The sequence below is a fragment of the Aestuariibius violaceus genome (assembly GCF_040779325.2).
Taxonomy (GTDB): Bacteria; Pseudomonadota; Alphaproteobacteria; order Rhodobacterales; family Rhodobacteraceae; genus Aestuariibius; species Aestuariibius violaceus.
On record NZ_JBFONT020000001.1, the window covers coordinates 897,326 to 921,310 of the forward strand.

Consider the following 23,985-nt stretch of genomic DNA (forward strand, 5'->3'; position numbering starts at 1 on the left):
TTTCGGCGTTGTGTTCACTAGAGGCGGTTTAGCAGGTCGGGCGTGGGCCAGGCATCGGCGGGCAGGCCGAGTTCCTGCTGGACCTCCTGCACCGCGTTGCGGGTCTTGGCGCCGAGGATGCCGTCAACATCGCCCACGTCACGCCCGCGGGCCTGGAGGCGGCGCTGAAGCTCTTCCATCTGGTCGGGCGACAGGCCGGGGTCGGGGTTGCCTGCGTCGTAGACCGGGGCGCCCATCAGGCGGGTCGCCATGTAGGCGGCGGTGGTGACGTAGGTGAAGGACTGGTTCCATTCGAAGAAGACGTCAAAGTTCGGATAGGCGAGGAAAGCGGGGCCGTTGCGCCCCTGGGGCAAGAGGAGCGACGCGTCGAGGCCGTCGGTCAGCGGGCCGGTGCGGGCGGCCACGCCCATGGCCTGCCAGTCCGCGATGGGCAGGCGTGTATCGGTGCCGGTGAGCGACCAGTCGAGCGTGTCGGGGACGGTGACCTCTTGCAGCCAGGGTTCGCCCGCGCGCCAGCCGAGGGAGCGGAGCATGGCGGCGCCGGACAGCAGCGCGTCTTGCGGGGAGGTCTTGAGGGAGACCTTGCCATCGCCATCACCGTCGCGGCCGTTTTCGAGGATGTCCTCGGGGAGCATCTGGACCATCCCGATCTCACCCGCCCAGGCGCCGGTCGTGGTGGCCGGGTCGAAATCGCCGCGTTCGTAAAGCTCGAGGGCGGCGAAGATCTGGGGGCGGAAGAGTTCGGGCCGGCGGCAATCGTGGGCGAGGGTGACGAGCGCGTCGAGCGTGTTGAAGTCGCCCTGGACGGCGCCGTAATCGGTTTCGAGCGCCCAAAAGGCGAGGAGGACGCCGGGGGAGACGCCGAAGTCCTGTTCGATGCGGTCGAAGGTGGCCCGGTGGCGTTCGTATTGGCGGGCGCCGTTCTGGAGGCGGCCCGCCGAGATCACTGCGCGGGAGAAGTCGAGGAACGGGCGCTGGAAGATGCCTTGGCGGCGGTCTGCGGCGAGGACGGATTGGTCCTGATTGGCCGTGGCGAGGAAGGCGCGGGTCGTTGCTGAGTCGTGACCCTTTGTCGTCGCCTCCTGCACCAGTCCGTCGAGGAAGGCGGGGAAGGGGCCGCCGCAGGTCTGGGCCGCGGCGGGGCCTGCGAGGGCGAGAAGGAGGGCGGCGAGGCGCATGTGGGCGCTCCTTGGATTGGGTCGCGGCGGACCTTAGCGGGGTTTGGGCGGGTCGCAAGGTTTGGGGATGGTGGGTGACGCTCGTCCTTCGGACGTTGCCCCACCCGCCATCCCTTATAGGACGGTGAGGATGGCTACGATGGCTAAGCCCAGGGCCCAGCTGCGCCAGAGGAGGGTGATGGCGGCGTCTATGTCGGCTGGGCCGGGATCTTTGCGGCCTTGGGGGTGGACGAAGGGGAAATCGCGGAGCTCGCCGTTGTAGCTGCGGGGGCCGGCGAGGGCGATGTCGAGGGCGCGGGCCATGGCGGCCTCGGGCCAGCCGGCATTGGGGGAGCGGTGGCGTTTGGCGTCCGCTGTGAAGGCGGACCAGTCGGGGCGATGGCCTGCGGCGGCGAGGATCAGGGCTGCGGTCAGGCGGGCGGGGATCCAGTTGAGGACGTCGTCGAGGCGGGCTGAGGCCCAGCCGAAGGCCTCGTGGCGCGGGGTGCGGTAGCCGATCATGCTGTCGGCGGTGTTGATCGCCTTGTAGGCGAGCAGGCCGGGGGCGCCTGCGATGAGGAACCAGAAGGCGGGGGCGATGACGCCGTCAGAGAGGTTTTCGGCCGCGCTTTCGATGGCGGCGCGGGCGATGGCGGGGTCGTCCATCGCGGCGGTGTCGCGACCGACGATGCGGGCGACGGCGCGGCGGCCTTCGGCCGTGGAGAGGCGGAGGGCGTTTGCGACGTCGCGTACATGATCGGCGAGGCTGCGCTGGGCGAGGAGGATGGCGGCCAGAAGGATCTCGGCGATCTGGCCGGGGAGGGCCATGAGAGCGAAGCCTGTCAGGAGCGCGCCGGTCGTCAGGGTGGCGGCCGCCGCGACACCCTTGGCGCGGCGGGCGGGGCCGTGGTTGAGGCGTTCGTCGAGATAGCCGATGGCGCGGCCCATGAGGACCGCCGGGTGCGGCAGCCGGCCCCAGAGCCAGCGGGGTTCGCCGAAGGCGGCGTCGAGAAGCGCGGCGAGGAGGAGGGCCGTGGTCATCGGGACGGCCGTCCGGCGCTCGCTGGCGGCTCTGCCGCAGCGTCGCCCCGCCCGCCGTCCCGCGTCATGGGAGCGCGTCCCGCAGCTGGTCCCAGCGGTCGGGCGCGGGGAGGCCGAGGCGGAGCCAGGTTTTCGAATAGGGGAAGATGCGGGACCAGACGCGGTGTTCGGCAAGGCGGTTTTGCCATCGGGCGGCGTCGTCGACCTGGTAGAGGCGGAAGAGGGGAGTGCCGCCGACGAGGTGGGCTCCGCCGGCGGTGAGGAGGGTGTCGAGGCAAGTGGCGTCCTGGGCGAGACGGGCGCGGGTGGCCTTGGCCCAGGCGTGATCTTCGAGGGCGCGGGCGCCGATGTCGAGCGCGGGGCCGGAGACGGGCCAGGGGCCGAGGAGGTCGGTGAGGGAGACGAGACCCGGAGGTGCAAGCGTCTTCGGCGTTCCGATCGCGAAACCGAGGCGGAGGCCGGCGAGGCCCCAGAACTTTCCGAAGCTTTTGAGGACGACGATCCCGGTATTCCCAGTGAACGGGACGTGGCTTTGGTCGGGGATCGTGTCGCAGAAGCTTTCGTCGACAATGGTTAGGGAGCGGCCTCCCATGATTTCGGCCCCCCATAGGCGGCCGTCCGGATTGTTGGGATGGACGTAGACATGGGTATTGCTATCGGCCCGGTCCGGGTCGTTGACGGGAAATCCCGCCTTGGAGAAAGCTCGGGCGTGTTCGTTATAGGTGGGGCCGGGGATGTGGGCGGCTGTCGTGGCAGTGAGGTCGGGCATCCGGGCGATGAGCGCGGAAGCGCCGGGGGCGGCGACGATCCGGGCGGCGTCGGGGATTTTCCAGAACTGCCTGGCGGCCACGAGGAGGCGGTCGGTCGCGGCTTGGTCCGGGAGCCGGGTCCAGCTGTCTTGGCTGATGTCGCCGACAGGGTAGGGCACGGGGTTGATGCCGGTCGAGAGGTCGAGCCAGTCGGCGCGCGTGCCGCCGTATCGCGCGATGGCCGCGTCGAGGTTTCCGCCGTGGTCGGGGCTTTCCCGGGCGTCTGGAGTTTCCTCTGGGAGGGGGGCCGTCATCACTCGTCGGGGAGCGGCGGATGGCGGGTGACGAAGTGGCCTTTCACGCCTTCGGGCCATTGGCGGTAGGGGACAACGCCGGTTTCGCTTGCCGAATGGAGGGCGGCATAGGCGGTGATAGCCTCTGCCGCGTCGGCGTCGGGGGTGAAGCGGCCGAGCGTGTAGGCGAGCTTGCCGTCCGCCTGGATTGCGACGTTGCAGCCATGGGAGCAGCCCATCAGGCAGGAGACGCGGCGGGTGCGGAGAGGCACCTGTGCCGCGGCTTCGACCAAGGTGGCGAGGCGCTCGCCGTCGGTTTCGGTGGCGCCTGTCGCCTCCCAGCCTTCGAGCTTGCAGGTGTCGCAGATCGTGATCCAGGTTGTCATCGGATGGCCGGCCCCTTGCTTTGTCGGAACGGGTGAAACCCGAAAAGCGGTGCCAGGGCAAGGCGGGGTGGTCTGGCTGTGACCGGCCGCGTGCCCTTGAGGCTTTCCGAACCGTTACCGGAGCGTTTACCTTTGCCGGGAAGATGCTGTGGTGAAAGGTCTTTGACCCACGAGATATTCCCGTTCCGCTAAGGAAGATCTTTACCAGGGTTAGCGAAGTATTAACCTTTCTGAATCATGATCGACGAGAGAACATCCTGTCCTGCTCTGCCCGTGAAGGAGGGTCGCGCGGTGAAGACAAAAGTTCTGGTCGTCGAGAGCTCTCCGGAGCTTTGCAGCATCTGGTGCCGCCATCTGGAGCGGTTGGGCCTCGACGTGACCTGTGCCAATAATCAGGATGACGCCGTGCGGCAAGTCCGCGAGGGCGCGTTCGATGTCATCGTGCTCGATCTCGTGCTGGAAGGCGGGGGCGCCTTTGCGGTTGCCGATTACGCGAGCTACCGGCTGCCTGAGGCGCGGGTGGTGTTCGTGACGAATACCACCTTCTTTTCGGACGGGTCGATCTTTCAGCACATCCCGAACGCCTGCGCCTTCGTGCAGTCAGAAACGCCGCCGGATGATCTGGCGGCGATCGTGGAGCATTACGCCGCCAACTGAACCCGGTCGCGCTGGTGCGGCGCGTCCCAGTCGAGCACCGGGTTGATCGGGATGATCCGGTTCGGATTGATGCTTTCGTGGCTGTAGTGGTAGTGCCGCACGATGTGGTCAAGGTTTACCGTGCCTGAGATGCCGGGCCATTGGTAGAGCTCGCGCGTGAAGGCCCAGAGATTCGGATAATCGACGATCCGGCGGCGATTGCACTTGAAATGCTGGTGATAGACGAGGTCGAAGCGGACGAGCGTCGTCCAGAGACGCCAGTCGGCCTCGGTAATGCGGTTGCCCATCAGGTAGCGGTTGGTGGACAGGCGGTCTTCGAGCCAATCGAGGCTGTCGAAGAGGGGGTGGACGGCCTTTTCATATGCCTCCTGAGTGGTGGCGAAGCCGGACTTGTAGACGCCGTTGTTGACGGTGTCGTAGATGCGGTCGTTCACCGGTTCGATGGCCTCGCGGAGCTCTTCGGGCCAGTAATCGTCGGTGTTGCCGGTGATCCCGTCGAAGGCCGAGTTGAACATGCGGATGATCTCGGAGCTTTCGTTCGAGACGATGGTACGGCACACCTTGTCCCACAGGATGGGGACGGTGACGCGGCCAGAGATCTTCGGATCGGCCTTGAGGTAGATGTCCCGGGCGAAAGGCAGATCGTAGAGCTTGTCACCCGTCGCACCGGGGAAGTCGGTCGCGAAGGTCCAGCCGTCGCTGAGCATATCGGGGTGGACGGCCGAGACGCCGATATGGTCGGTGAGATCCTTCAGGGCGCGGAAGGCCAGCGTGCGGTGGGCCCAGGGGCAGGCGTAGCTGACATAGAGATGGTAGCGGCCCGATTCGGCTTCGAACCCGCCCTCACCCGACGGGCCGGGGGCGCCGTCAGGCGTGATCCAGTTGCGGAACTTTGCGGTCGAGCGTTTGAACGCGCCGCCGGTCGATTTGGTGTCGTACCAGGTGTCGTGCCATTCGCCGTCGACGAGCTGTCCCATCGGTTCCTCCATGCTTTGCGGGTTGTGAGCTAAATCTAACGGGGCATGCGGATGTTCCTATTCCGCAGGAGCGCACGGGGTCTGCGCGGGATGGCGGGTGCCGGTTATGGGGCCGATGGGCTCGCGCTTTGCATTGAAGCGCCGTGCGCCGCGGTCTAAGGAAGGGACCGACGACGCCCTGCAGAAGGGCCGGAAAGGGGGCGCGGGCCGGGCCGACCCAAACAGGGGGCGAGGCGCGCGCATCGTTGAAGCGCGGGGTGAGCCCGCGCTCCGGTTCCGCTGCGCCTGACAACCGGAGTGCTGCCCATGACCGTTCTACCCGCCCATCTTGGCCATATCGGAGAGGTTGCCGGACACGATCATTGGGTCGCCGGAGCGGCCATCGGGGCCGCGATCGCGGCCGTGATCTGGGGCGCGCTGAAGGGGCGGAAGGAGCCTGAGCCCGAGGAGGCGGAAACCGAAGAGGCCGAGGAGGCGCCCGCATGAAGACCGGCGTTCTTCTGTGCGGCCATGGCTCGCGCAGCCAGTCCGCGGTGGATGAATTCGCCACATTGGCCGAGAAGCTGCCGCCGATGCTGCCGGAGGATTGGCTGACCGAGTACGGCTATCTGGAATTTGCCAACCCGGTGCTGCGCGACGGGCTCGACCGGTTGCGGGAGGCGGGATGCGCGCGGATCCTGGCGGTGCCGGGGATGCTGTTCGCGGCGATGCATGCGAAGAACGACATCCCGACGGTTCTGTCGACCTATGCGGCGACACATGGGATCGATGTGCATTACGGACGGGAGCTGGGCGTCGATCCGAAGATGATCGCCGCGGCGGGCGACCGGATCCGGGAGGCCGTGGTGGCGGCGGATGCCGAAGAGGCGGTGCCGCTGCACGAGACCTGCCTCGTGGTGATCGGGCGCGGGGCGAGCGATCCGGACGCCAATGGCAACGTCGCGAAAATCGCCCGGATGCTGGCCGAGGGGATGGGCTTCGGCTGGGTCGAGACGGGCTATTCGGGTGTCACCTTCCCGCTGGTCGAGCCGTGTCTCGAGCATGCGGCAAAGCTGGGCTACCGGCGGATCGTCGTTTTCCCCTACTTCCTGTTTTCAGGGATCCTGATCGACCGGATCTATGGCTTCACCGACGAGGTCGCGGCGCGTCATCCGGAGATCCGGTTCGTCAAGGCGGGCTATCTGGGCGATCATCCGAAGGTGCTGGAGACCTTCGCGGAGCGCGCGACCGAACAGGTGGGTGAGATCCCGCCGCCCAATTGCGCGATGTGCAAGTACCGCACCCAGGTTCTGGGGTTCGAGGCCGAGGTTGGGGCGGTGCAGGAAAGCCACCACCACCACGTGGAAGGGCAGGGCGCGAGTGCGCCGGGGTCGAACGTGGCCGATTGCGATCTTTGCGACACGTTCTGCACCGGGCTCTGCCGGCTTGAGGCCGGGGATCATCACCACCATCATGGTGACGGGCACGATCATCACCACCATCATCACGCCCCCTATCCGCAGGCCGACCATCCTCATGGGCCGGAAAGCGTGCGGAGGCGGAAGGGGTGATCTTCATCTGGCCAAAAGTATTCTTGGCGCGGACCGAAGGTATCATGTCCTCCGATGTGGCCTGAGCGATGCGTCCGTATCTCAAGGATCCCGCCGCGATCTATGCGGAAAGCTTTGCCACCGTCCGGCGGGAAGCCCGGCTCGACCGGTTTCCGGAGGCGATGCAGGAGGTGGCGGTGCGTGTGATCCATGCCTGCGGGATGGTCGAGGTTGCGGACCGGCTGGCCTTCTCGCCCGGCGCTGCGGAGGCGGGGCGGGCGGCTTTGGCTTCAGGAGCGCCGGTGCTTTGTGATTGCGAGATGGTGGCGGCGGGGGTGATCCGCCGGTTTCTGCCAGCGGAGAACGAAGTGATTGTCACGCTGAACGAGGAGGGTGTCATACCGCGGGCGAACGCGATCGGGACGACCCGGTCGGCGGCGGCGGTCGAGCTGTGGGAAGAGCGGATCGGCGGCGCCGTCGTCGCGATCGGAAACGCGCCGACGGCACTTTTCCGGTTGCTGGAAGGATTGGATGCGGGCTGGGCGAAGCCTGCTGTGATCCTGGGCTTTCCGGTCGGATTTGTCGGGGCTGCCGAGAGCAAGGCGGAACTTGCGGGCAATCCGCGGGGGTGTGACTTCGTGGCGCTTCGGGGCCGTCGCGGCGGGTCGGCGATGGCGTCCGCTGCTGTCAATGCATTGGCGGCGGGGTTATGACGGTGCGCTCTTCCCTCCCTTGCGGGCGGTCATCGCTTGGTTGCGTGAGACGCGCCCGTGAGGGAGCGCCGAGGGGCTGGTGACGGGGCCTTGGTTGCATATCGTTGGGATCGGGGAGGACGGGATGGCCGGGCTCGCCCCGGCGACGCGCGCAGTCGTCGAGGGGGCGGAGGTCATTGTCGGCGGTGACCGGCATCACGTGCTCAGCGAGGCGGTATCCGCCGAGCGGGTGGCCTGGCCGTCGCCCTTCGACGCGATGATCGACACGCTTCTATCGTTCAAGGGGCGGCGGGTCGTGGTTCTGGCGACAGGGGATCCGCTCTGGTACTCCGTCGGCGCGCGGATCGGGCGGGCCATCTCGCCTTCAGAAATCGTCTACCATCCACAGCTGTCGGCGTTTCAGCTCGCTGCCGCGCGGATGGGCTGGAGCCTCGCCGATGTGGAGACGCTGACGGTTCACGGGCGGCCCGTCGAGCAGATGATCGCTTTCATCCAGCCCGATGCGCGGCTTCTAGTCCTCACGACGGGGGCCGAGACGCCCGGCAAGATCGCCGCCTTTCTCACTCAACGTGGGTTTGGCGAAAGCCGGATGTCTGTCCTCGCCGCTATGGGCGGTAAGGATGAGGCACGGTTCGATGGGATTGCGAGGGCCTGGGACCATGCGGTGCCGGAGTTCAACACGCTCGCTGTGGACTGCGTGGCGGCGCCGGATGCGGCACTGGTGCCGCGGGTGCCGGGGCTGGCGGATGACCTCTTTCACCATGACGGGACGATGACCAAGCGCGAGGTGCGTGCGGCCACGCTCGCCAAGCTGATGCCGATGCGGGGGGCGCATCTGTGGGACATCGGGACGGGATCGGGGTCGGTCGCGATCGAGTGGATGCGGGCGGCCCGCTTTGCCCGCGCCACGGCGATCGAGCCGCGGGCGGACCGGCGGGCGATGGCGGCGGCGAATGCTCTGGCCTTGGGTGCGCCGAAATTGGCGATCGTTGAAGGGGAGGCGCCTGCGGCGCTGGAGGGGCTGGAGCCGCCGGATGCGATCTTCATTGGCGGCGGGCTGAGCGCGGAGGTCTTCGCAGCTGCCTGGAAGGCCTTGCGGCCGCTCGGGCGGCTCGTGGCGAATGCGGTGACGCTGGAAAGCGAGGCGGCGCTGATCGCGCTGCAGGCGGAGCATGGTGGCGATCTGGTGCGGATCGGTGTGGACCGGGTCGAGCCGGTCGGGCGCTATCGCGGCTGGCGGCCCGCGATGCCTGTCGTGCAGTGGAGCCTGGTGAAGCGATGAGGTCAGTGGCACGTGGGGTATTTGAGTATTTGGGGCCAGATGACGGATCGGGTTGGCTTCAGGAGGCGAAGCGGTGAGCGGGACGCTTTACGGGGTCGGTCTGGGGCCTGGGGATCCGGAGCTGATGACGGTGCGGGCGTCGCGGTTGATCTCTGCGGCGCGGGTGGTGGCCTATCCCTCGCTTGCGGGGGCCGAGAGCTTTGCCCGGTCGATCGCGGCGGCGCTGATCCCGGGAGGCGCGCGGGAGATCGTTATGGATATCCCAATGACGACGGCGCGGGAGCCTGCGCAGACGGCTTATGATCGCGGGGCGGAGGAGATCTCGACGGTGCTTGAAGGCGGCGTCGATGTCGTCTGTTTGTGTGAGGGGGATCCGTTCTTCTACGGTTCGTTCATGTATCTCTTTGCGCGGCTGTCCGAGCGGTTCGCGGTGGAGGTTGTTCCGGGAGTGACGTCGATGACGGCTTGTGCGGCTGTGGCTGGGCTGCCTTTGGCTGCCCGGACGGGTGGTGTGAGCATCGTGCCGGGGACATTGGCGCGCGAGAGTTTGGCGGCCCGGTTGGCGGGTGGCGAGACGGTCGTTCTGATGAAGGTGGGCCGGCATTTGGAGAAGATCCGCGCAGCGGTGTCCGAGGCGGGCCGGGAGGCTGGAGCCGTTTACGTGGAGCGGGCGACCCTTGCAGAAGAGAGAGTTTTGCCGCTTGCCGAGGCACCGGAAGAGGCCCCCTATTTCTCGATGATCATCGTTCCGGGAGCGCGGGATCCATGGCTGTGACGCCGGTTGTCGTGGCGCTGTCGGCGTCGGGAGAGCAGGTCGCGCATCGTGTGGCGGCGGCTCTTGGCGCTGCGGTGCATGGGCGAAAGAGCCGCGTGGCGCAAGCGGATGCGTTTTTTCCGGATGCGTTGGTTCATGTGCGAAGCCTTTTTGCTGCTGGCGTGCCTGTGATTGGCGTTTGCGCGAGCGGGATCCTGATCCGGGCGGTCGCACCTATGCTGGCGGACAAGCGGCGAGAGCCGCCGGTCATATCGGTCTCGGATGACGGGTCGGTGGTCGTGCCTTTGCTCGGCGGGCATCGGGGGGCGAACCGGCTGGCGCGGCGGATTGCCGAGGCTCTGGGCGGCACGGCGGCGGTGACGACGGCGGGGGATGTGGCGCTGGGAGTGTCACTGGATGAGCCGCCGGTCGGGTGGCGATTGGTCAATCCGGAGGCGGCGAAAAGCGTGATGGCCACGCTTTTGGCAGGCGGGGGAGCGCGGATAGACGGAGAGGCGGCCGAGGCAGCCGAGTGGCTCTCGGGTTTGCCGGAGGGCGAGGCGGTTCGAATCAGCTGCACGATGGTGCCCGAGGAGACCGGGCGGGATCATCTGGTGTTCGTGCCGCAGCGGCTGGCGCTCGGAGTTGGATGCGCGCGGAACTGTCCGCCGGAGGAGCTGTCGGGGCTGGTGGCCGAAACGCTGGCCTCGGCCGGTTTGGCGCCTGCGGCGGTAGCGTCGGTTTCGACCATCGATCTAAAGGCGGATGAGCCGGCGGTGATTGACTTGGCGGCAGAGCTGGGCGTGCAGCTGCAGCTGTTCACAGCGGACGAGCTTGAGGCGGAGGCGGACCGGCTGGCGATGCCATCCGATGTGGTTTTTGCCGAGGTGGGCTGTCACGGCGTCGCGGAAGGGGCGGCGCTGGCGCAGGGCGGACCGGAGGCCGGATTGCATGTGGTGAAGCGGAAGACGACGAATGCGACTTGCGCGGTGGCTCTGGCGCCTGAGCCGTTGACGGAGTTGCGGGGGCGGCCCCGGGGGCGGCTGTCGGTCGTGGGGATCGGACCCGGGCAGGCGGAGTGGCGGACGCCGGAGGCGTCGCGGCTGATCGCGGAGGCGGAGGAGTTGGTGGGCTATGGGCTCTATATCGATCTTCTCGGCCCTTTGGCGGCGGGGAAGGCGCGGGCGGATTTTCCCCTGGGCGGGGAGGAGGAGCGGTGCCGTTATGCATTGGAACGGGCGGGCGAGGGGCGCGATGTGGCGCTGATCTGTTCGGGCGATGCGGGGATTTACGCGATGGGGGCGTTGGTTTTCGAGTTGCTCGATCGTGACGAGAAGGGCGTGAGCGACGCGGCGCGTCGGGTCGAGGTCATGTGCGCCCCGGGGGTTTCGGCGCTGCAGGCCGCGGCAGCACGGGCGGGGGCGCCGTTGGGGCATGACTTCTGCGCGATCTCGCTGAGCGATCTGCTGACGCCGCGGGAGGATATCGAACGGCGGATCAAGGCCGCGGCGGAGGGGGACTTCGTGATCGCCTTCTATAACCCGGTCTCCAAGCGGCGGCGGACGCTTCTGGCGGAGGCGCGGGAGGTGTTGTTGAGACATCGGCCGGCGGAGACACCCGTTTTGCTCGCAAGCTCTCTGGGGAGGCCGGAGGAGGAGGTGCGGTTCCGGCGGCTTGATGAGCTTGAGGTGGATGAGGTGGATATGCTGACGGTGGTGATCGTCGGCTCGTCGCAGTCGCGGTTGGTTGAGCTTGGGGAAGGGCCGCGGATGGTGACGCCGCGGGGCTATGCAAGGAAGGCGTTTGGCGAGGTGTGACCAAATTGAGCGGGCTTGCGCCCGCGCCTCTTTCTGGATTGGCGCCCGGTGGTGCCTTGACGGCGAGACGGGCGGCGTCGTGCGGGTTGAGAGAATTTGGATTTGAGTATTTGGGGCAAGATGAGGAGGTGAGGTGAAGGTCTATTTCATCGGGGCGGGACCGGGGGATCCGGAATTGCTGACGCTGAAGGCGGCGCGGATCATCGCGGCCTGTCCGGTCTGCCTTTATGCCGGGTCTTTGGTGCCGTCCGAAGTTGTGGCCGGGGCGCCGGAGGGCGCGCTTGTGCGGGACACGGCGCCGATGACGCTGGAGGAGACCCATGTCGAGATCCTTGCCGCGCGGGACCGGGGGGAGGACGTCGCGCGGGTGCATTCGGGGGATCCGTCGCTTTACGGCGCGATTGCCGAGCAGATCCGGCTTTTGCGGCGGGACGGGATCCCTTACGAGATCGTGCCGGGGGTGCCGGCCTATGCGGCGGCGGCGGCGGCGCTGGGGCAGGAATTGACGATCCCCGAGGTCGCGCAATCCATCGTGCTGACGCGGATGGCGATGAAATCGACCGCGATGCCGGAGGGGGAAAGCCTGGAAAACTTCGCCCGGACGGGGGCGACTTTGGCGATTCACCTGGGGATCCGGGCCTTGCGTGAAATCGAGCGGGTGCTGATTCCGCATTATGGTGCGGAATGTCCGGTGGTGGTGGCCTACCGGGCGAGCTGGCCGGATGCGATCTATCTGCGGGGAACGCTGTCGGACATTCGCGAGAAGGTGCGCGCGGCGAAAATCACCCGGACGGCGCTGATCCTCGTGGGGCCAGCGATGGGGGAGGCGGGGGATTTTCGCGACTCCGCGCTTTATGATCCCGACCGGCCCCATGTGCTGCGGCCTAAACGAAAAGTTTGACTTTCTGTGACCTTGATCACGGATCCTGACCGGTTGACGTGGGTTAGGTTGAGCGTGCATGAGTGACGTGGGGGTAAAGGCGATGTCTACCTATCTGTCGAGAGAAGTTCGGGAAGGTTTGGAAGCGGCGCGGGCGGCGGCTGCCCGGCGTAAATCGCGGCTGCGGCTGACGGCGGGTGGCAAGACCTATCCGGTGTTGCGGATTTGGGAGACGGGCTTTGCCCTGGACGCGGACGATGCCCCTATCTTGCGCGGCTTCGTGGATCTGTTCGACGGGTCACGACATATCGCGCAATGCCTGATCGTCGCCTCCCAGGATGAGGCGGGGGAGCGGCAATTCGAGTTCAAGCTGCATGTCCGTGCCGATGCGACAGCGCCGCGGGATTTCGAGATGCCGGATCACGCGCCGGTGGCACTGCTGACCTGAGCGCCTGGGGCTTTCTGCCCCGGCTTCGGTAGAGGCGCTACCAGCCTGGCTTGAGAGGTTGGTCTGCTTTGACGATCGAAGGGACATGCCACTGCGGCGCTGTGCGGTTTACGCTCCACGACGATCCGGAATGGATGACGGAGTGTAATTGCTCGCTCTGCCGCCGGATCGGCGCGCAATGGGTGCATTCGGAAGCGCAGCATCTCACGATTGACGCAGCGCAGGATGCCACGTTGCGGTATGTTCAGGGCGATGCCACGTTGGAGCTGCATACTTGCAGGACCTGTGGTTGCACGACCCATTGGCTGAGCCTGGGGACGGAGCCGTCGCGGCGGGTGGCCATCAATACGCGGCTGGCAGAGCCGGAGGCGGTTTCGGGCCTTCCGGTTCGCCACTTTGACGGCGCGGACAGCTGGCGGTTTCTTGATTAGGGTTCTGACCCTGGCCCGGGATTTGCCGCTTTTTGCGGGCGGATGGATGTGATCCAGTCTGTCCCAGGGGGGTGAGATATGCCACGCATCATCATCCTTGGCGGGACGGGTCAGATCGGGCTGGCGGCGGCGGATCGTTTCTCTGGTGAGGGGTGGGATGTCGTGCTGGCAAGTAGGACACCGCCTGCAGGAGCGGACGTCTGGACTCATGTTTTGGTTGATCGGGAAGATCCCGATGCGCTGAATGACTTGGTTTCGGACGGGGTGGAGCTGATCTTGGACTGCGTGGCCTTTGACGAGGGTCATGCGGATCAGCTTTTGCAGCTGGGTGGCTCGGTCGGCCGGATTGCCGTTGTTTCAAGCGCGAGCGTCTATGCGGATGCAGAAGGCCGGACACTGGACGAGGCGCCGGAGTTTGGATTTCCGGAGTTTCCGGTACCGATCCCAGAGGATCACCCGACCGTGGCGCCCGGGCCGGAGACGTACTCGACGCGGAAGGTGGCGTTGGAGCGGCGGTTGTTGGAGCGGGCGGAGGTGCCGGTGACGATCCTGCGGCCTTGTGCGATCCACGGGCCTTATAGCAAGCATGCGCGGGAATGGTGGTTCGTGAAGCGGCTGCTGGACGGGCGGGCGCGGATCCCCTTGGCTTATGGGGGGCGGAGCCGGTTTCAGACGACCTCGACCCGGGCGATTGCGGAGGCGCTGGTCCACGCTCTGGGCGTCGAGGAGCACCGTATCTGGAACGTGACGGATGCGGATGCGCCTGATGCTGCCGAGATCGGACGGACGATCATGCGTGTGATGGGGCAGGAAGCAGAACTGGTCGGGCTGCCGGATGCGCCGTTTCCGCCGAGATATGGCGCGACACCCTGGTCGACGGAGCGGCCTTTGGTGTGCGCGTCATCGGTGCCGGATTTGAAGAGCTATGCCGAGAGTGTTCCCGCTGCGATCGCGTGGCTCGCGGGCGAGGTGAACCCTCAGGACTGGGAGGAGGCCTTGCCGCAATTGGCGAAATATCCGCGGGATCATTTCGACTATGCGCTGGATGACGAGGCTTTGGCCTTACCCGGAGCGGAGCCGATTGGCGCTTAGCGCCCTATTGCAGGTCCGAGAACGCCGTATTCAGCCGCCCGACGGCATCCTCTACCACCGCGCGGGGGGTGGCGATGTTGAAGCGAAGGAAGCTTTCGCCGCCCTTGCCGAAGGTGGGGCCGTGGTTGACGGCGATCTTGGCGTCCTGTTCGACGCGGCGGGTGAACTCGGCCATCTCCATGCCCGTGCCGGAGAAATCCACCCAGGCGAGGTAGGTGGATTCGAGCGGCATGGAGTGCAGGCCAGGGATGGCGTTGACGGCGTCGTCGAAGAGGCGGCGGTTGGCCTCGAGATAGGGGATGAGGTCGTCGACCCAGGCTGCACCGCTTGCCGAGTAGGCGGCGGTCGCCATGAAGAGGCCGAAGCTGTTGGGCGACATGCCGAGCGCGGCCATGCGGGTGGCGAAGCGCTCGCGCATGGCGGGATCGGCGATGATGACGTTGCCGACGTGGCTGCCTGCGATGTTGAAGGTCTTGGTGACGGCGGTCATCATCACCAGCCGGTCGGCGATGCCGTCGACATGCGCCATCGGAATGTGGCTGTGGCCCGCGAAGACGAGGTCGTGGTGGATCTCGTCCGAGACGATGATCAGGTCGTGGCGCTTGGCGAAGGCGGCGACGCCCTCAAGCTCGTCCCGGGTCCAGACGCGGCCGCCGGGATTGTGGGGGGAGCAGAGGATGAGCATCGTCTCGCGCCCGGTCATCTGGGCATCGTAGGCGTCGAAATCCATGACGTAGCGGTCGCCGTCGCGGGCAAGTTCGCATTCGACGACCTGACGGTTCGCGGCGCGGATGACTTTGGCGAAGGCGTGGTAGACGGGGGTGAAGAGGACGATGCCGTCGCCTTCTTCGGTGAACGCGTCGAGGCACATGGCGGTGCCGTTGACGAGGCCGTGGGTGGTGAAGATGTGCGCCGGGTCGATCTGCCAGCTATGGCGGGTTTCCATCCACCAGCGGATCGCCTCGCGATACTTGGAGTCGTCGCCGAAATAGCCGTAGATGCCGTGATCGACCATGGCCTGCACAGCCTCCTGCACGCAGGCCGGGGGGCGGAAATCCATGTCGGCGACCCACATGGCAATACCCTCGTCCTTGGGGACGCCGTAGATCTGCTCCATCATGTCCCATTTCACGCAATGGGTGCCGCGGCGGTCGATGATCTTGTCGAAGGACATGTGGGGCTCTCCTTTCTGGGCGACCCTAATTGGGCGGCGCGCGGGGGCAAGGGCCGATTGCGATGGTGCGCGGGCTGTCCTAAATGAGGGCCATGGCGAAGCGACCGATCCTGATCCACCCCGACCCGCGGCTGAAGACCGAGGCCAAACCCGTTGGCGTCATCTCGGACGAGGTGAAGCGGCTGGCCGAAGACATGCTCGAGACGATGTATGACGCGCCGGGGATCGGGCTGGCGGCGCCGCAGGTTGGCGTGCTGTCGCGGCTTCTGGTGATGGATTGCATCAAGGAAGAGGATCAGCCGCCCCGGCCGATGGTGCTGATCAATCCGGTGGTGCGCTGGACGTCGGACGAGACGAATGTCTACGAGGAAGGCTGCCTCTCGATCCCCGAGCAATATGCCGAAGTGGAGCGTCCGGCGGAGGTCGAGGTGACCTGGATGACGCTGGACGGGACCGAGGCGTCCGAGCGGTTCGACGGACTTTGGGCGACCTGCGTGCAGCACGAGATCGACCATTTGGACGGGAAGCTTTTCATCGATTACCTCAAGCCTTTGCGGCGCCAGATGATCACCCGGAAGATGCAGAAGCTGAAGCGGGAACAGGCGCGGGCATGATCCGGAAGATCGTTGTTGAACCGGACGACGCGCTGCGTGTGACCTGCAAGGCGGTGGATCAGTTCGGTGAGGAGTTCCAGGCCTTCGTCGAGGATCTCTTCGAGACGATGTATGAGGCCCAAGGACGCGGGCTGGCTGCGCCGCAGGTGGGCGACGACCGGCGGGTTTTCGTGATGGATGCGCGCTGGAAGGATGGAGAGGCCGCGCCGATGGTGCTGGTCAACCCCGAGATCGTAGAGGCCGCACCGATGCGGAATATCGGCGAGGAGGCGTGCCTGTCGATCCCCGGTAAGGTTTACCGGGTGCACCGGCCGGTCTGGGTCGATATGCGCTGGACCTCCCGCAAGGGCGTCGTGACCACAGAGCGTCTGGTCGGGCAGGAGGCGGTGATCGCCTGCCATGAATTGGACCATCTGAACGGGCGGCTGATCTCGGATCACGGCGCGGAAGTGTGACGCGGCCCTTTTTGCGTTGGCCTGACAAGCGGTTGCGGATGGCGGCCGCGCCGGTGGCTTTGGTCGATGACGAGGTGCGGGCGGTCTGGGACGAGATGATCGCGGCGATGGAGGCGATGCCGGGGATCGGCTTGGCGGCACCTCAGTTGGGTGTGATGTTGCGGCTGGCGGTGGTGGACGCGTCGGAGGCGCGGGCGCAGGCGGTCCGGATGGCCAATCCGGAGTTGGTGTCGGTGAGCGAGGAGAGCGTGGCGATCTACGAGGGGTCGCCCAATCTGCCGGGTGTCGGGGCGGAAGTGACGCGGCCGGCCTCTTGCGTGGTGCGGTATCTGGATGAGACGGGGGTCCCGGTCGAACGGTCGTTCGACGGGATGTGGGCGCGTTCGGTGCAGCATCAGATCGACCATCTGGAGGGGCGGATGTACTTTCACCGCCTGAGCCGGCTGAAGCGGGAGCGGCTGTTGAAGAAGGCGGCGAAGGGGGCAGATTTTTAGCTAAAAATCTGACGAAGGCGGGGGCGCCCTGCGGGCGGGGCGATGTCTTCTGCCGAAGACATCGGAAAGGAGAGCGGATGAAGGTCGTGTTCATGGGGACGCCGGAGTTTTCGGTGGCGGCGCTCGAGGCGATCGTGGGCGCCGGGCATGATGTGGTCTGCGTCTATACCCAGCCGCCGCGCCCGGCGGGGCGGGGGAAGAAGGCGCGACCGTCACCGGTAAAGGCGCGAGCGGAGGCGCTGGGGCTGGAGGTGCGGCATCCGGTATCCTTGAAGAACGCGGAGGCGCAGGCGGCGTTTGCAGCTTTGGGGGCGGATGTGGGCGTGGTCGTGGCCTATGGGCTGATCCTGCCGGTGGCGGTGCTGGAGGCGCCGCGGTTCGGGTGTCTGAACATCCATGCGTCGCTCTTGCCGCGGTGGCGGGGGGCGGCGCCGATCCAGCGGGCGATCATGGCGGGCGATGCCGAGACGGGCGTGGGGATCATGCAGATGGAGGCGGGGCTGGATACCGGGCCGGTGCTTCTGGAGAAGCGCATCGCGATCGGGGCCGAGGAGACGGCCGGGGAGCTTCATGACCGGCTGTCGGTGCTGGGGGCGGAGGCGATCGTGGAGGCCTTGGCGGCGTTGGGGGAACTGGAGCCGGTGGCGCAGCCCGAGGAGGGCGTGACCTATGCCGCGAAGATCGACAAGACGGAGGCGCGGGTGGATTGGACACGGCCTGCGGAGGAGGTGTCGCGGCTGATCCGGGGGCTTGCGCCGTTTCCTGGGGCCTGGTGCCTGGCGGGGGAGGAGCGGGTGAAGCTGTTGGGGGCACGTGTTGTCGACGGCGCTGGGGCACAGGGAGAGGTTTTGCACGGGTTTACGGTGGCTTGCGGGGACGGCGCGGTGGAAATCACACGAGCGCAGCGGGCCGGGAAAGCGGCGATGAGCGCGGGGGAGATCCTGCGGGGGGTCGAGATGCCCGCGACGCTGGGGTGACCGCGGGTTGGATCGCATGTTGCGGGTGTGTGGGTGCTGTAGGCCTTGGTTTTTACGGACGGTCCTCTGTTTCTGCGGAGGCTTTGGCTGAGATCGGGGGTGCCTCCGGCGGGGATATTTGGAAGGCAAAGAGGAGAAGGCGCTCTCTAAGAGGCAGAGTGTTTGGCTCCAATGCCGGTGCCCGAGGAGAGGCTGGGCAGGTCTTGCGGGGTGCGTTTCGGAATTTGCTTCTATGGGGTTGAGGCCATGCCGGGGGGGCGAGAAGGATTGTTCCCTGAGGCAGATATCATAGCTGTCCGAGGCTTTGCTGGCGGTCGGAGGCATTAAGGTTAACGGGCGTTAACCTTAATGGAAGGCAGAGAGTTGGTGCAGTGTGTCTTCGAACCCCGATAGAGAGAGTGGAGCCGGTCTGGGTGGGGGATCTCACGTTTTGGACGGAGCGCCTTTGACCTTCTTGGGCTTCGGCTTGAACGGCGCCATGCCGGCGCGGGCCAGCGCGTCGGCGCGTTCGTTTTCCGGGTGGCCGGCATGGCCCTTGACCCATTCCCAAGTTACGTCGTGACGCGCCTGCGCGTCGTCGAGGCGGCGCCAGAGATCTTCGTTCTTGACCGGCTTTTTCGTCGATGTCTTCCAGCCGCGGCGCTTCCAGCCCTCGATCCACTCGGTGATGCCGCCCTTCACATAGGCGCTGTCGGTGACGACCGTGATCGTCGAGGGTTTCCCGAGCGCCTCGAGCGCGTGGATTGCGGCGAGAAGCTCCATCCGGTTGTTCGTCGTCTGAGGCTCGCCGCCGTTTAGCTCACGTTCCCTTAAGACATCGTTACCGTTGCGCGCGACGAGCAGCGCGCCCCAGCCGCCGGGGCCGGGATTGCCGGAGCAGGCCCCGTCGGTATAGGCGAACAGCTCAGGCATGGGCGGCGATCAGGATGTAGGGATCGACTGATCCGGCGAGGCCGCGTTCCCGGCCTTCGGTGGTTTCCAGAAGAGTGAAGCCCGCGGCTTGCAGCAGATCCCGCAGCTCCGATGGGGTATAGTAGGTGTAGAAGCGGCCAAGCGCGTCGCGGCCTTCGCCGGTGCCGGTCTTCAGGCCGAGATGCAGGCGGCCCCCCGGTTTCAGCGCTGTTGCGATGGCGGCGAGATGGCGCGGGAAGGCGGCGCGAGGGGCGTGGAGAAGGCTGAAGCTGGCCCAGACGCTGTCGTAGAGGTCGGTGCCGGTCAGGGCATCGAAATCCTCCTCCCGTACCGTGATGCCGGGGACCCGGGAGGCCAGCGCGACCATCTCGGGCGAGGCGTCAGTGGCGGTGACCGTCAGACCTGCCTCGGCCATTGTGCGGGCGGAGGTTCCGGGGCCGCAGCCGAGGTCGAGGACGTGGGCGTCCCTGGGCATCGCCGCGATGAAATTCGCAAGCGCTGTTGAGGGTTTGGCATCGAAGGTCGCCGCGTATTCGGTGGCCTTCGCGTCGTAGACGGCAAGGGTTTCGCGGTCGCGGCTCATAGCGCGGCCACCAGCAGGCAGGCAATGACGCCGGCCGTTAGCGGAATGCGGAGCGACAGCCACCAGTCCGGCGCGAGGCCCTGACGCTGGAAGCCCCAGTCGAGGATCAGAAGGCCGATATAGCCGATGATGAGGTTTTGCGCCGCCACCTGCGCGCCGGGTCCGAAGACGAAAAAGGCCCATAGGGCGGGGAGGGTGGACAGCGCGTAGGCCGCAGCGGCCGCTTTCCCTTCGGTCTTGGTCGCGAACCCCCAGAGGACACCCGACATGAAGGCGAGGATGACGGTGCCGTAGGAGATGATGAGATAGGTGCCGAGGAAGCGCGGGCCGACGGTGGTGCGCGTGAACTCTGCCATCTCGGGTGACAGGGTGGTCAGCACGCCCCAGAGAAACGGCAGAAGACCGGCGGCGCCGAGCAGCATTGCGGAACGGGGGACGATCTTCATGACAATGCGTCGCCGGGGGTGTTGAAGGTGACGTCGCGGCTCATCCGGTGGCCCGGGCGGTCAGTGCCGGATGGGGGCGCATGTCAGACGCGTTCCGTCGCCAGTTTGGCGGCCAGAAGGCCCATGGCGCCCGCGATCGTGCGGTTGAGCCACGCCATCGCCTTTTCGGAGGTGAGGACCGCGTCGCGGGCGGCGGCGGCGAAGAGCGCATAGGCCGCGAAGGTGAGGAAGGTGACGGCCATGAAGACGGCCCCGAGCGCGATCATCTCTTGCGTAGCCGTCGCCGGGTTGCCGGAGAGGAAGGGTGGGAGCAAGGCCAGGAAAAAGATCGACAATTTCGGGTTCAGGACGTTGAGGAGAGTGCCGCGGACCGCGATTTTGCGCATCGATCCGGCGCTGCGGTCAGGGGTGATGTGCAGCGTGCCGCCGCCTTTGAGCGCGCCATAGGCGAGCCAGAGGAGGTAGGCGACGCCGGCCCATTTCAGCACCGAGTAGAGCACGGCGGACGTGTGCAGGATCGCGGCGAGGCCGAGGATCGCCGCGGCCAGATGGGGCAGCGGCCCGAGGGTGCAGCCTGCCGCGGCGGCGAGCCCGGCCTGGCGCCCGCGGCCGAGTGCCGTCGCCGCCGTGTAGACCACACCGACGCCCGGGACGATGCAGACGGCGAGACAGGTCAGGATGAAGGCGAGCGATATCATGAACTTAGGCGGGTTCCCGAAGGATGCGGGGGACTTTGAATTCCACGTTCTCTTCGGCTGTTGTAACAGTTTCGATCGTTACGGCATAGCGGTCTTGGAAGGCGGTTATGACTTCCTGGGTGAGGATCTCGGGCGCGGAGGCGCCTGCGGTGATGCCGACCGAGCGGATGCCGTCGAGGGCGCGCCAGTCGATCTGGTCGGCGCGGCCGATCAGTTGGGCGTAGGGGCAGCCGGCCTTGCTGGCGACCTCGACCAGGCGGCGGGAATTGGAGCTGTTGGGGGCGCCGACGACGAGGAGGGCGTCGCAGCGGGGGGCCATCGCCTTGACCGCCTCCTGACGGTTGGTGGTCGCGTAGCAGATATCTTCCTTGTGGGGCCCGATTATGCTGGGAAACCGGGCCTTTAGCGCCTCCACGATCTCGGCCGTGTCGTCGACGGAGAGGGTCGTCTGGGTGACGAAGGCGAGCTTTTCCGGATCGCGGACCTGAACCGTGGCCACGTCTTCGACGGTTTCGATGAGCAGGACTTCGCCGGGTGGGAGCTGACCCATCGTGCCGATGGTTTCGGGGTGCCCCTCGTGCCCGATCATCACCATCTGGAGGCCGTTTGCGGCATGACGCTCTGCCTCGATATGGACCTTGGAGACAAGCGGGCAGGTCGCGTCGACATAGATCATCTGCCGCTCTTCGGCCTCGGCCGGGACGGATTTCGGGACGCCGTGGGCGGAGAAGATGACGGGGCGGTCGGTGGGCGCCTCGTCCAGTTCTTCAACGAAAACAGCGCCTTGGGCGCGCAGGTCATCGACCACGTATTTGTTGTGCACGATCTCGTGCCGGACGTAGACCGGGGCGCCCCATTTCTGCAGCGCCATCTCGACGATCTTGATGGCGCGGTCGACGCCGGCGCAGAAGCCGCGGGGGGCGGCGAGGTAGAGCGTGAGGGGCGGCTTGGTCATGCCCCAGAGGTAGGCGGTTGGGGCGCTGGCGTAAAGCAGTCGGCGCGGGTCAGGCTGCCGCAGGTGCTGATGGATCGTGAGGGGTGCGTGCGGTGGGATTTCGGCGGCGCAACCGGCGGAGGCGGCGAATCAGCTGTTAACGCTGGCTGGGAAGGCAAAACCGGCTGTCGGCATCCTGTCGGCTTTACGTCGGCATTTTGTCAGGCATTTGAGCGACGACGGGCGGGGTTAACGCACCGAACGGCCGGGAACGGCGCAACAGTTTGGGTGATCCATAAGTGGTGGCTGATGGGTCGGATCATGATGCCAGTCTAGCATCCGGACGGCTGACCGCGATGCCGCGTGGTAGGCTTCAGCGACGGATTTGGGTTAGTCTGGAAACATGTCAGCTAAGATCTTCCAGAACCGACCCGCAAGGATGAGGTCTGCTGTCGGGCTGCTCTTGGTGTCGATCTTCACGCATCCTCTTTCTGCCGACGATATGGACGTGTGTGACGGCATCGTCCTTGCAGGGCAGTGCATCGAAAAAGACGTCCAACACCTTGATGCGAGCTATTCGAAGCTGACCGATCTTTCGGCTCTGAGCGAACTGACCGAGTTGCGATATCTGAGAGTCGGCTTCAATCCGGTTGCGGATCTGTCTCCACTGTCGTCGCTGACGAAGCTGGAATACCTCAATCTGGATGAGATGAGGGTCGACGATCCGCTCGATCTGACGCCGCTTTCGACCTTGGTGAAGCTGAAAGAGTTGTCTGTCGTGCTGACGCCGCTTGAGGATATATCGGCGCTTTCCGAAATGCGGAGCCTGGAGACTTTCGTCGCGTTCGGAACGGACATCGAAGATGTCTCGCCTCTTGCCGGGCTTCCGAGCCTGACCGTTCTTCAGCTTCAAACGACCGCGATCACGTCTGCCGAGGATCTCTCGCGGATCAGTGGCCTGACGCATCTCTATCTGAATGGAACCCCGATCGAGGATCTTTCGGCACTGGCCGCGCTTGAGCATCTGGAGGTTCTTGGCCCGCCATCCGGCCCGACCCTGCACGGCAAGGCAGAGATCAGAGCCGCGCTGGAAGGACTGAATCGGTAGACAAATTCCTGCATTGGCTTCATAGGGATCGGGTTTGAAGCAGGACCCGATTTTGAGGACGATTGCAGAATTGATGAGTTTGCAGGACCGTCCGGGAACATGTTTGCCGATATGAGAAAACTGAGGCGTATCTTGGGTTTCTGCGTCCTTGCCGCCGGAGTCGCGATCGGCGGTATTTTTGTCTTTGCCCCTCAATTCCCGATCCTGCTGCGAGAGGGTTTCCCACCGGATGTTTGGACAGAGTCCGGACGTTATCTTCGCGTTGAAGGCGTGATGGGTGAAGAGGCGATAGGTGTTCCCGAAATCCCGGCCGACGCCCGAAAGCGTTTTGACGCCGCTGGTGGCCGTGCGATGCTTGTCGAGCAGAACGGGACGCTGATTTTCGAAAGCTATGGCCAGGGGGTCGCGCGGGAGGATCGCCTGAACTCGTTTTCAATGGTCAAAAGTCTTATAGGTGCCCTTGTCATACGCGCCTACGCGGATAAGCGCATTGCATCGCTTGATGATCCGCTGTCGCTTTATTTGGGATCAGACGCCCCGGATGTGACGGTAAGTGACGCTCTGATCATGAGGTCGGGGCTGCTGTATGATGGCGAGCCGCCAAAGTCGGTTGATGATGCAGGCTTTTCGCCCTTCGGACCATTGGCCCGACTGCACGTCTTCGGCATGGATGCCCTTCTTCCAGACCTCACCGTCGATCCCGCTGCGAAAGGCGAGTTTGCCTACCAGAGCGTAAATACGGCGCTTTTGGGTGCCGTGTTGGAGGCGGCCTACGACCAGCCTTTGCCGCAAATCCTTTCGGATCTGATCTGGAAGCCTGCAGGTGCCGCAAGCGCTGACTGGCGAGCCTATTCAAGGGCTGAGGGGGTTTCTGCCTATTGCTGTCTTTACGCCCGGCCCAGAGACTGGCTACATGTCGGGCGCTACCTGCTGGACAATGGAACGCCCGATGATCCGTTCCTGCCTGAAGATCTGTGGCGCGATTTCGTTCGACCGGAGCTTGACGTGTCGTTGCGACGCGAAAGTGCCTATGGGTGGCATTTGAGGCATGATGTTTTGGATCGGGACGGCGAAGCATTGGCCGGGCCGTTTGCCTATTTCATGGGGCATGGCGGTCAGATGCTGTACCTGCTGCCTGACAGTGACATGGTGGTGGTCCGCTTTGGCGATGGCCTGCAGCTTTTGCATTCAACTCTGTACGAATTGGCGCCCCCGAATTGACCGCGCTGGATTTCTGGCATTGAGGCCCGTCCGGTAGACCTTCACGGCTGACGCGCACGTCAAGACGTGGCGTCGATGGACGGTTTTGCGTCGATTTACCCCTGTTGTGGCGCGTTCCGGCGCGGTAGGTCATGCGGCGACGCGACAGTTAAGGGAGGCTTTG

At 65.7% G+C, this 23,985-nt stretch carries 28 protein-coding genes; 17 read left to right on the forward strand and 11 right to left on the reverse strand.

All coding sequences use genetic code 11. The annotated features are described in order from the left end of the window. Positions 1–17 precede the first annotated feature (17 nt). From AADZ90_RS04445 to AADZ90_RS04460, 4 genes are all read right to left on the reverse strand, one after another. A complete protein-coding gene (locus AADZ90_RS04445; protein ID WP_367308959.1) occupies positions 18–1,178 on the reverse strand; it encodes a lytic murein transglycosylase in 1,161 nt (386 codons plus the stop codon). A gap of 114 nt (positions 1,179–1,292) precedes the next feature. Then, the gene (gene cbiB, locus AADZ90_RS04450) at positions 1,293–2,198 is read right to left on the reverse strand and encodes an adenosylcobinamide-phosphate synthase CbiB (protein ID WP_367308958.1); all 906 of its coding nucleotides are present in this window, start codon (positions 2,196–2,198) and stop codon (positions 1,293–1,295) included. A 64-nt stretch (positions 2,199–2,262) separates the two neighbouring features. Then, a complete protein-coding gene (locus tag AADZ90_RS04455; protein WP_367308957.1) occupies positions 2,263–3,261 on the reverse strand; it encodes a threonine-phosphate decarboxylase in 999 nt (332 codons plus the stop codon). Then, positions 3,261–3,626: a DUF1636 family protein gene (locus AADZ90_RS04460; protein ID WP_367308956.1), complete on the reverse strand. Its 366-nt coding sequence runs from the start codon at positions 3,624–3,626 to the stop codon at positions 3,261–3,263. Before AADZ90_RS04460 ends, AADZ90_RS04455 begins: the two co-directional genes overlap by 1 nt. Before the next feature lie 291 nt (positions 3,627–3,917). Between AADZ90_RS04460 and AADZ90_RS04465 the strand changes: the two genes are divergently transcribed. Next, positions 3,918–4,283, forward strand: coding sequence for a response regulator transcription factor (locus AADZ90_RS04465; protein WP_367308955.1), 366 nt, complete (start codon positions 3,918–3,920; stop codon positions 4,281–4,283). On the opposite strand, the gene AADZ90_RS04470 is transcribed toward AADZ90_RS04465, so the two are convergent. Then, positions 4,268–5,260 (reverse strand): glutathione S-transferase family protein, encoded by a 993-nt coding sequence (locus AADZ90_RS04470; RefSeq protein WP_367308954.1) that lies wholly within the window; start codon positions 5,258–5,260, stop codon positions 4,268–4,270. The two genes, AADZ90_RS04465 and AADZ90_RS04470, sit on opposite strands and share 16 nt — an antisense overlap. A gap of 306 nt (positions 5,261–5,566) precedes the next feature. Between AADZ90_RS04470 and AADZ90_RS04475 the strand changes: the two genes are divergently transcribed. The 10 genes from AADZ90_RS04475 (at position 5,567) to AADZ90_RS04520 (ending at position 14,206) form a co-directional block, all read left to right on the forward strand. Continuing rightward, positions 5,567–5,746, forward strand: a complete 180-nt coding sequence (locus AADZ90_RS04475; protein ID WP_367308953.1) for a DUF6732 family protein — start codon at positions 5,567–5,569, stop codon at positions 5,744–5,746. After that, entirely contained in the window at positions 5,743–6,810 is a 1,068-nt protein-coding gene (locus AADZ90_RS04480) for a sirohydrochlorin chelatase (protein ID WP_367308952.1), read from the forward strand. The genes AADZ90_RS04475 and AADZ90_RS04480 overlap by 4 nt, the downstream gene beginning before the upstream one ends. A gap of 68 nt (positions 6,811–6,878) precedes the next feature. Further along, positions 6,879–7,502 carry a precorrin-8X methylmutase gene (locus AADZ90_RS04485; RefSeq protein ID WP_367308951.1) on the forward strand — a complete coding sequence of 208 codons (624 nt, stop codon included), beginning with the start codon at positions 6,879–6,881 and terminating at the stop codon, positions 7,500–7,502. 79 nt (positions 7,503–7,581) lie between these two features. Continuing rightward, positions 7,582–8,784, forward strand: coding sequence for a precorrin-6y C5,15-methyltransferase (decarboxylating) subunit CbiE (cbiE, locus tag AADZ90_RS04490; protein WP_367308950.1), 1,203 nt, complete (start codon positions 7,582–7,584; stop codon positions 8,782–8,784). A 73-nt stretch (positions 8,785–8,857) separates the two neighbouring features. Beyond that, on the forward strand, positions 8,858–9,559 hold the full coding sequence (gene cobI, locus AADZ90_RS04495) for a precorrin-2 C(20)-methyltransferase (protein WP_367308949.1): 702 nt from the start codon (positions 8,858–8,860) through the stop codon (positions 9,557–9,559). Continuing rightward, entirely contained in the window at positions 9,550–11,355 is a 1,806-nt protein-coding gene (gene cobJ / locus AADZ90_RS04500; protein ID WP_367308948.1) for a precorrin-3B C(17)-methyltransferase, read from the forward strand. Before cobI ends, cobJ begins: the two co-directional genes overlap by 10 nt. A gap of 133 nt (positions 11,356–11,488) precedes the next feature. Beyond that, positions 11,489–12,256 (forward strand): precorrin-4 C(11)-methyltransferase, encoded by a 768-nt coding sequence (gene cobM, locus AADZ90_RS04505; protein WP_367308947.1) that lies wholly within the window; start codon positions 11,489–11,491, stop codon positions 12,254–12,256. Between the two features lie 58 nt (positions 12,257–12,314). After that, positions 12,315–12,683, forward strand: a complete 369-nt coding sequence (locus AADZ90_RS04510) for a hypothetical protein (protein ID WP_367308946.1) — start codon at positions 12,315–12,317, stop codon at positions 12,681–12,683. A gap of 68 nt (positions 12,684–12,751) precedes the next feature. Further along, positions 12,752–13,114, forward strand: a complete 363-nt coding sequence (locus tag AADZ90_RS04515) for a GFA family protein (RefSeq protein ID WP_490372062.1) — start codon at positions 12,752–12,754, stop codon at positions 13,112–13,114. A gap of 78 nt (positions 13,115–13,192) precedes the next feature. After that, positions 13,193–14,206 carry an NAD-dependent epimerase/dehydratase family protein gene (locus tag AADZ90_RS04520; RefSeq protein ID WP_367308944.1) on the forward strand — a complete coding sequence of 338 codons (1,014 nt, stop codon included), beginning with the start codon at positions 13,193–13,195 and terminating at the stop codon, positions 14,204–14,206. A 4-nt stretch (positions 14,207–14,210) separates the two neighbouring features. Here the strand turns inward: AADZ90_RS04520 and AADZ90_RS04525 are convergent, their stop codons facing one another. Continuing rightward, a complete protein-coding gene (locus tag AADZ90_RS04525; RefSeq protein ID WP_367308943.1) occupies positions 14,211–15,380 on the reverse strand; it encodes a MalY/PatB family protein in 1,170 nt (389 codons plus the stop codon). Positions 15,381–15,472: 92 nt separating this feature from the next. Here AADZ90_RS04525 and def (AADZ90_RS04530) point away from each other — a divergent pair, with 92 nt between their 5' ends. The 4 genes from def (AADZ90_RS04530) to fmt all read left to right on the forward strand — a co-directional run bounded on the left by def (AADZ90_RS04530) (position 15,473) and on the right by fmt (position 17,920). Further along, a complete protein-coding gene (gene def, locus AADZ90_RS04530; protein ID WP_367308942.1) occupies positions 15,473–15,994 on the forward strand; it encodes a peptide deformylase in 522 nt (173 codons plus the stop codon). Then, on the forward strand, positions 15,991–16,449 hold the full coding sequence (def, locus tag AADZ90_RS04535; protein WP_367308941.1) for a peptide deformylase: 459 nt from the start codon (positions 15,991–15,993) through the stop codon (positions 16,447–16,449). The genes def (AADZ90_RS04530) and def (AADZ90_RS04535) overlap by 4 nt, the downstream gene beginning before the upstream one ends. Then, the gene (gene def / locus AADZ90_RS04540; protein ID WP_367308940.1) at positions 16,446–16,943 is read left to right on the forward strand and encodes a peptide deformylase; all 498 of its coding nucleotides are present in this window, start codon (positions 16,446–16,448) and stop codon (positions 16,941–16,943) included. The genes def (AADZ90_RS04535) and def (AADZ90_RS04540) overlap by 4 nt, the downstream gene beginning before the upstream one ends. A gap of 77 nt (positions 16,944–17,020) precedes the next feature. Further along, entirely contained in the window at positions 17,021–17,920 is a 900-nt protein-coding gene (fmt, locus tag AADZ90_RS04545; RefSeq protein ID WP_367308939.1) for a methionyl-tRNA formyltransferase, read from the forward strand. Between the two features lie 423 nt (positions 17,921–18,343). Here the strand turns inward: fmt and rnhA are convergent, their stop codons facing one another. The 5 genes from rnhA to ispH all read right to left on the reverse strand — a co-directional run bounded on the left by rnhA (position 18,344) and on the right by ispH (position 21,514). Further along, positions 18,344–18,832, reverse strand: a complete 489-nt coding sequence (gene rnhA / locus AADZ90_RS04550) for a ribonuclease HI (RefSeq protein WP_367308938.1) — start codon at positions 18,830–18,832, stop codon at positions 18,344–18,346. Continuing rightward, positions 18,825–19,415: a class I SAM-dependent DNA methyltransferase gene (locus AADZ90_RS04555; protein ID WP_367308937.1), complete on the reverse strand. Its 591-nt coding sequence runs from the start codon at positions 19,413–19,415 to the stop codon at positions 18,825–18,827. Before AADZ90_RS04555 ends, rnhA begins: the two co-directional genes overlap by 8 nt. Continuing rightward, complete coding sequence (locus AADZ90_RS04560) at positions 19,412–19,861, reverse strand: DUF3429 domain-containing protein (RefSeq protein ID WP_367308936.1); 450 nt, start codon at positions 19,859–19,861, stop codon at positions 19,412–19,414. The genes AADZ90_RS04555 and AADZ90_RS04560 overlap by 4 nt, the downstream gene beginning before the upstream one ends. 83 nt (positions 19,862–19,944) lie before the next feature. Beyond that, positions 19,945–20,559 (reverse strand): LysE family translocator, encoded by a 615-nt coding sequence (locus AADZ90_RS04565; protein WP_367308934.1) that lies wholly within the window; start codon positions 20,557–20,559, stop codon positions 19,945–19,947. 4 nt (positions 20,560–20,563) lie between these two features. Further along, positions 20,564–21,514, reverse strand: a complete 951-nt coding sequence (ispH, locus tag AADZ90_RS04570) for a 4-hydroxy-3-methylbut-2-enyl diphosphate reductase (protein WP_367308933.1) — start codon at positions 21,512–21,514, stop codon at positions 20,564–20,566. A gap of 418 nt (positions 21,515–21,932) precedes the next feature. On the opposite strand from ispH, the gene AADZ90_RS04575 reads away from it, so the two are divergent. Both AADZ90_RS04575 and AADZ90_RS04580 read left to right on the forward strand, forming a co-directional pair. Further along, positions 21,933–22,601, forward strand: a complete 669-nt coding sequence (locus AADZ90_RS04575) for a leucine-rich repeat domain-containing protein (RefSeq protein WP_367308932.1) — start codon at positions 21,933–21,935, stop codon at positions 22,599–22,601. 99 nt (positions 22,602–22,700) lie between these two features. Next, the gene (locus AADZ90_RS04580) at positions 22,701–23,822 is read left to right on the forward strand and encodes a serine hydrolase domain-containing protein (RefSeq protein WP_367308931.1); all 1,122 of its coding nucleotides are present in this window, start codon (positions 22,701–22,703) and stop codon (positions 23,820–23,822) included. Positions 23,823–23,985: the final 163 nt, after the last annotated feature.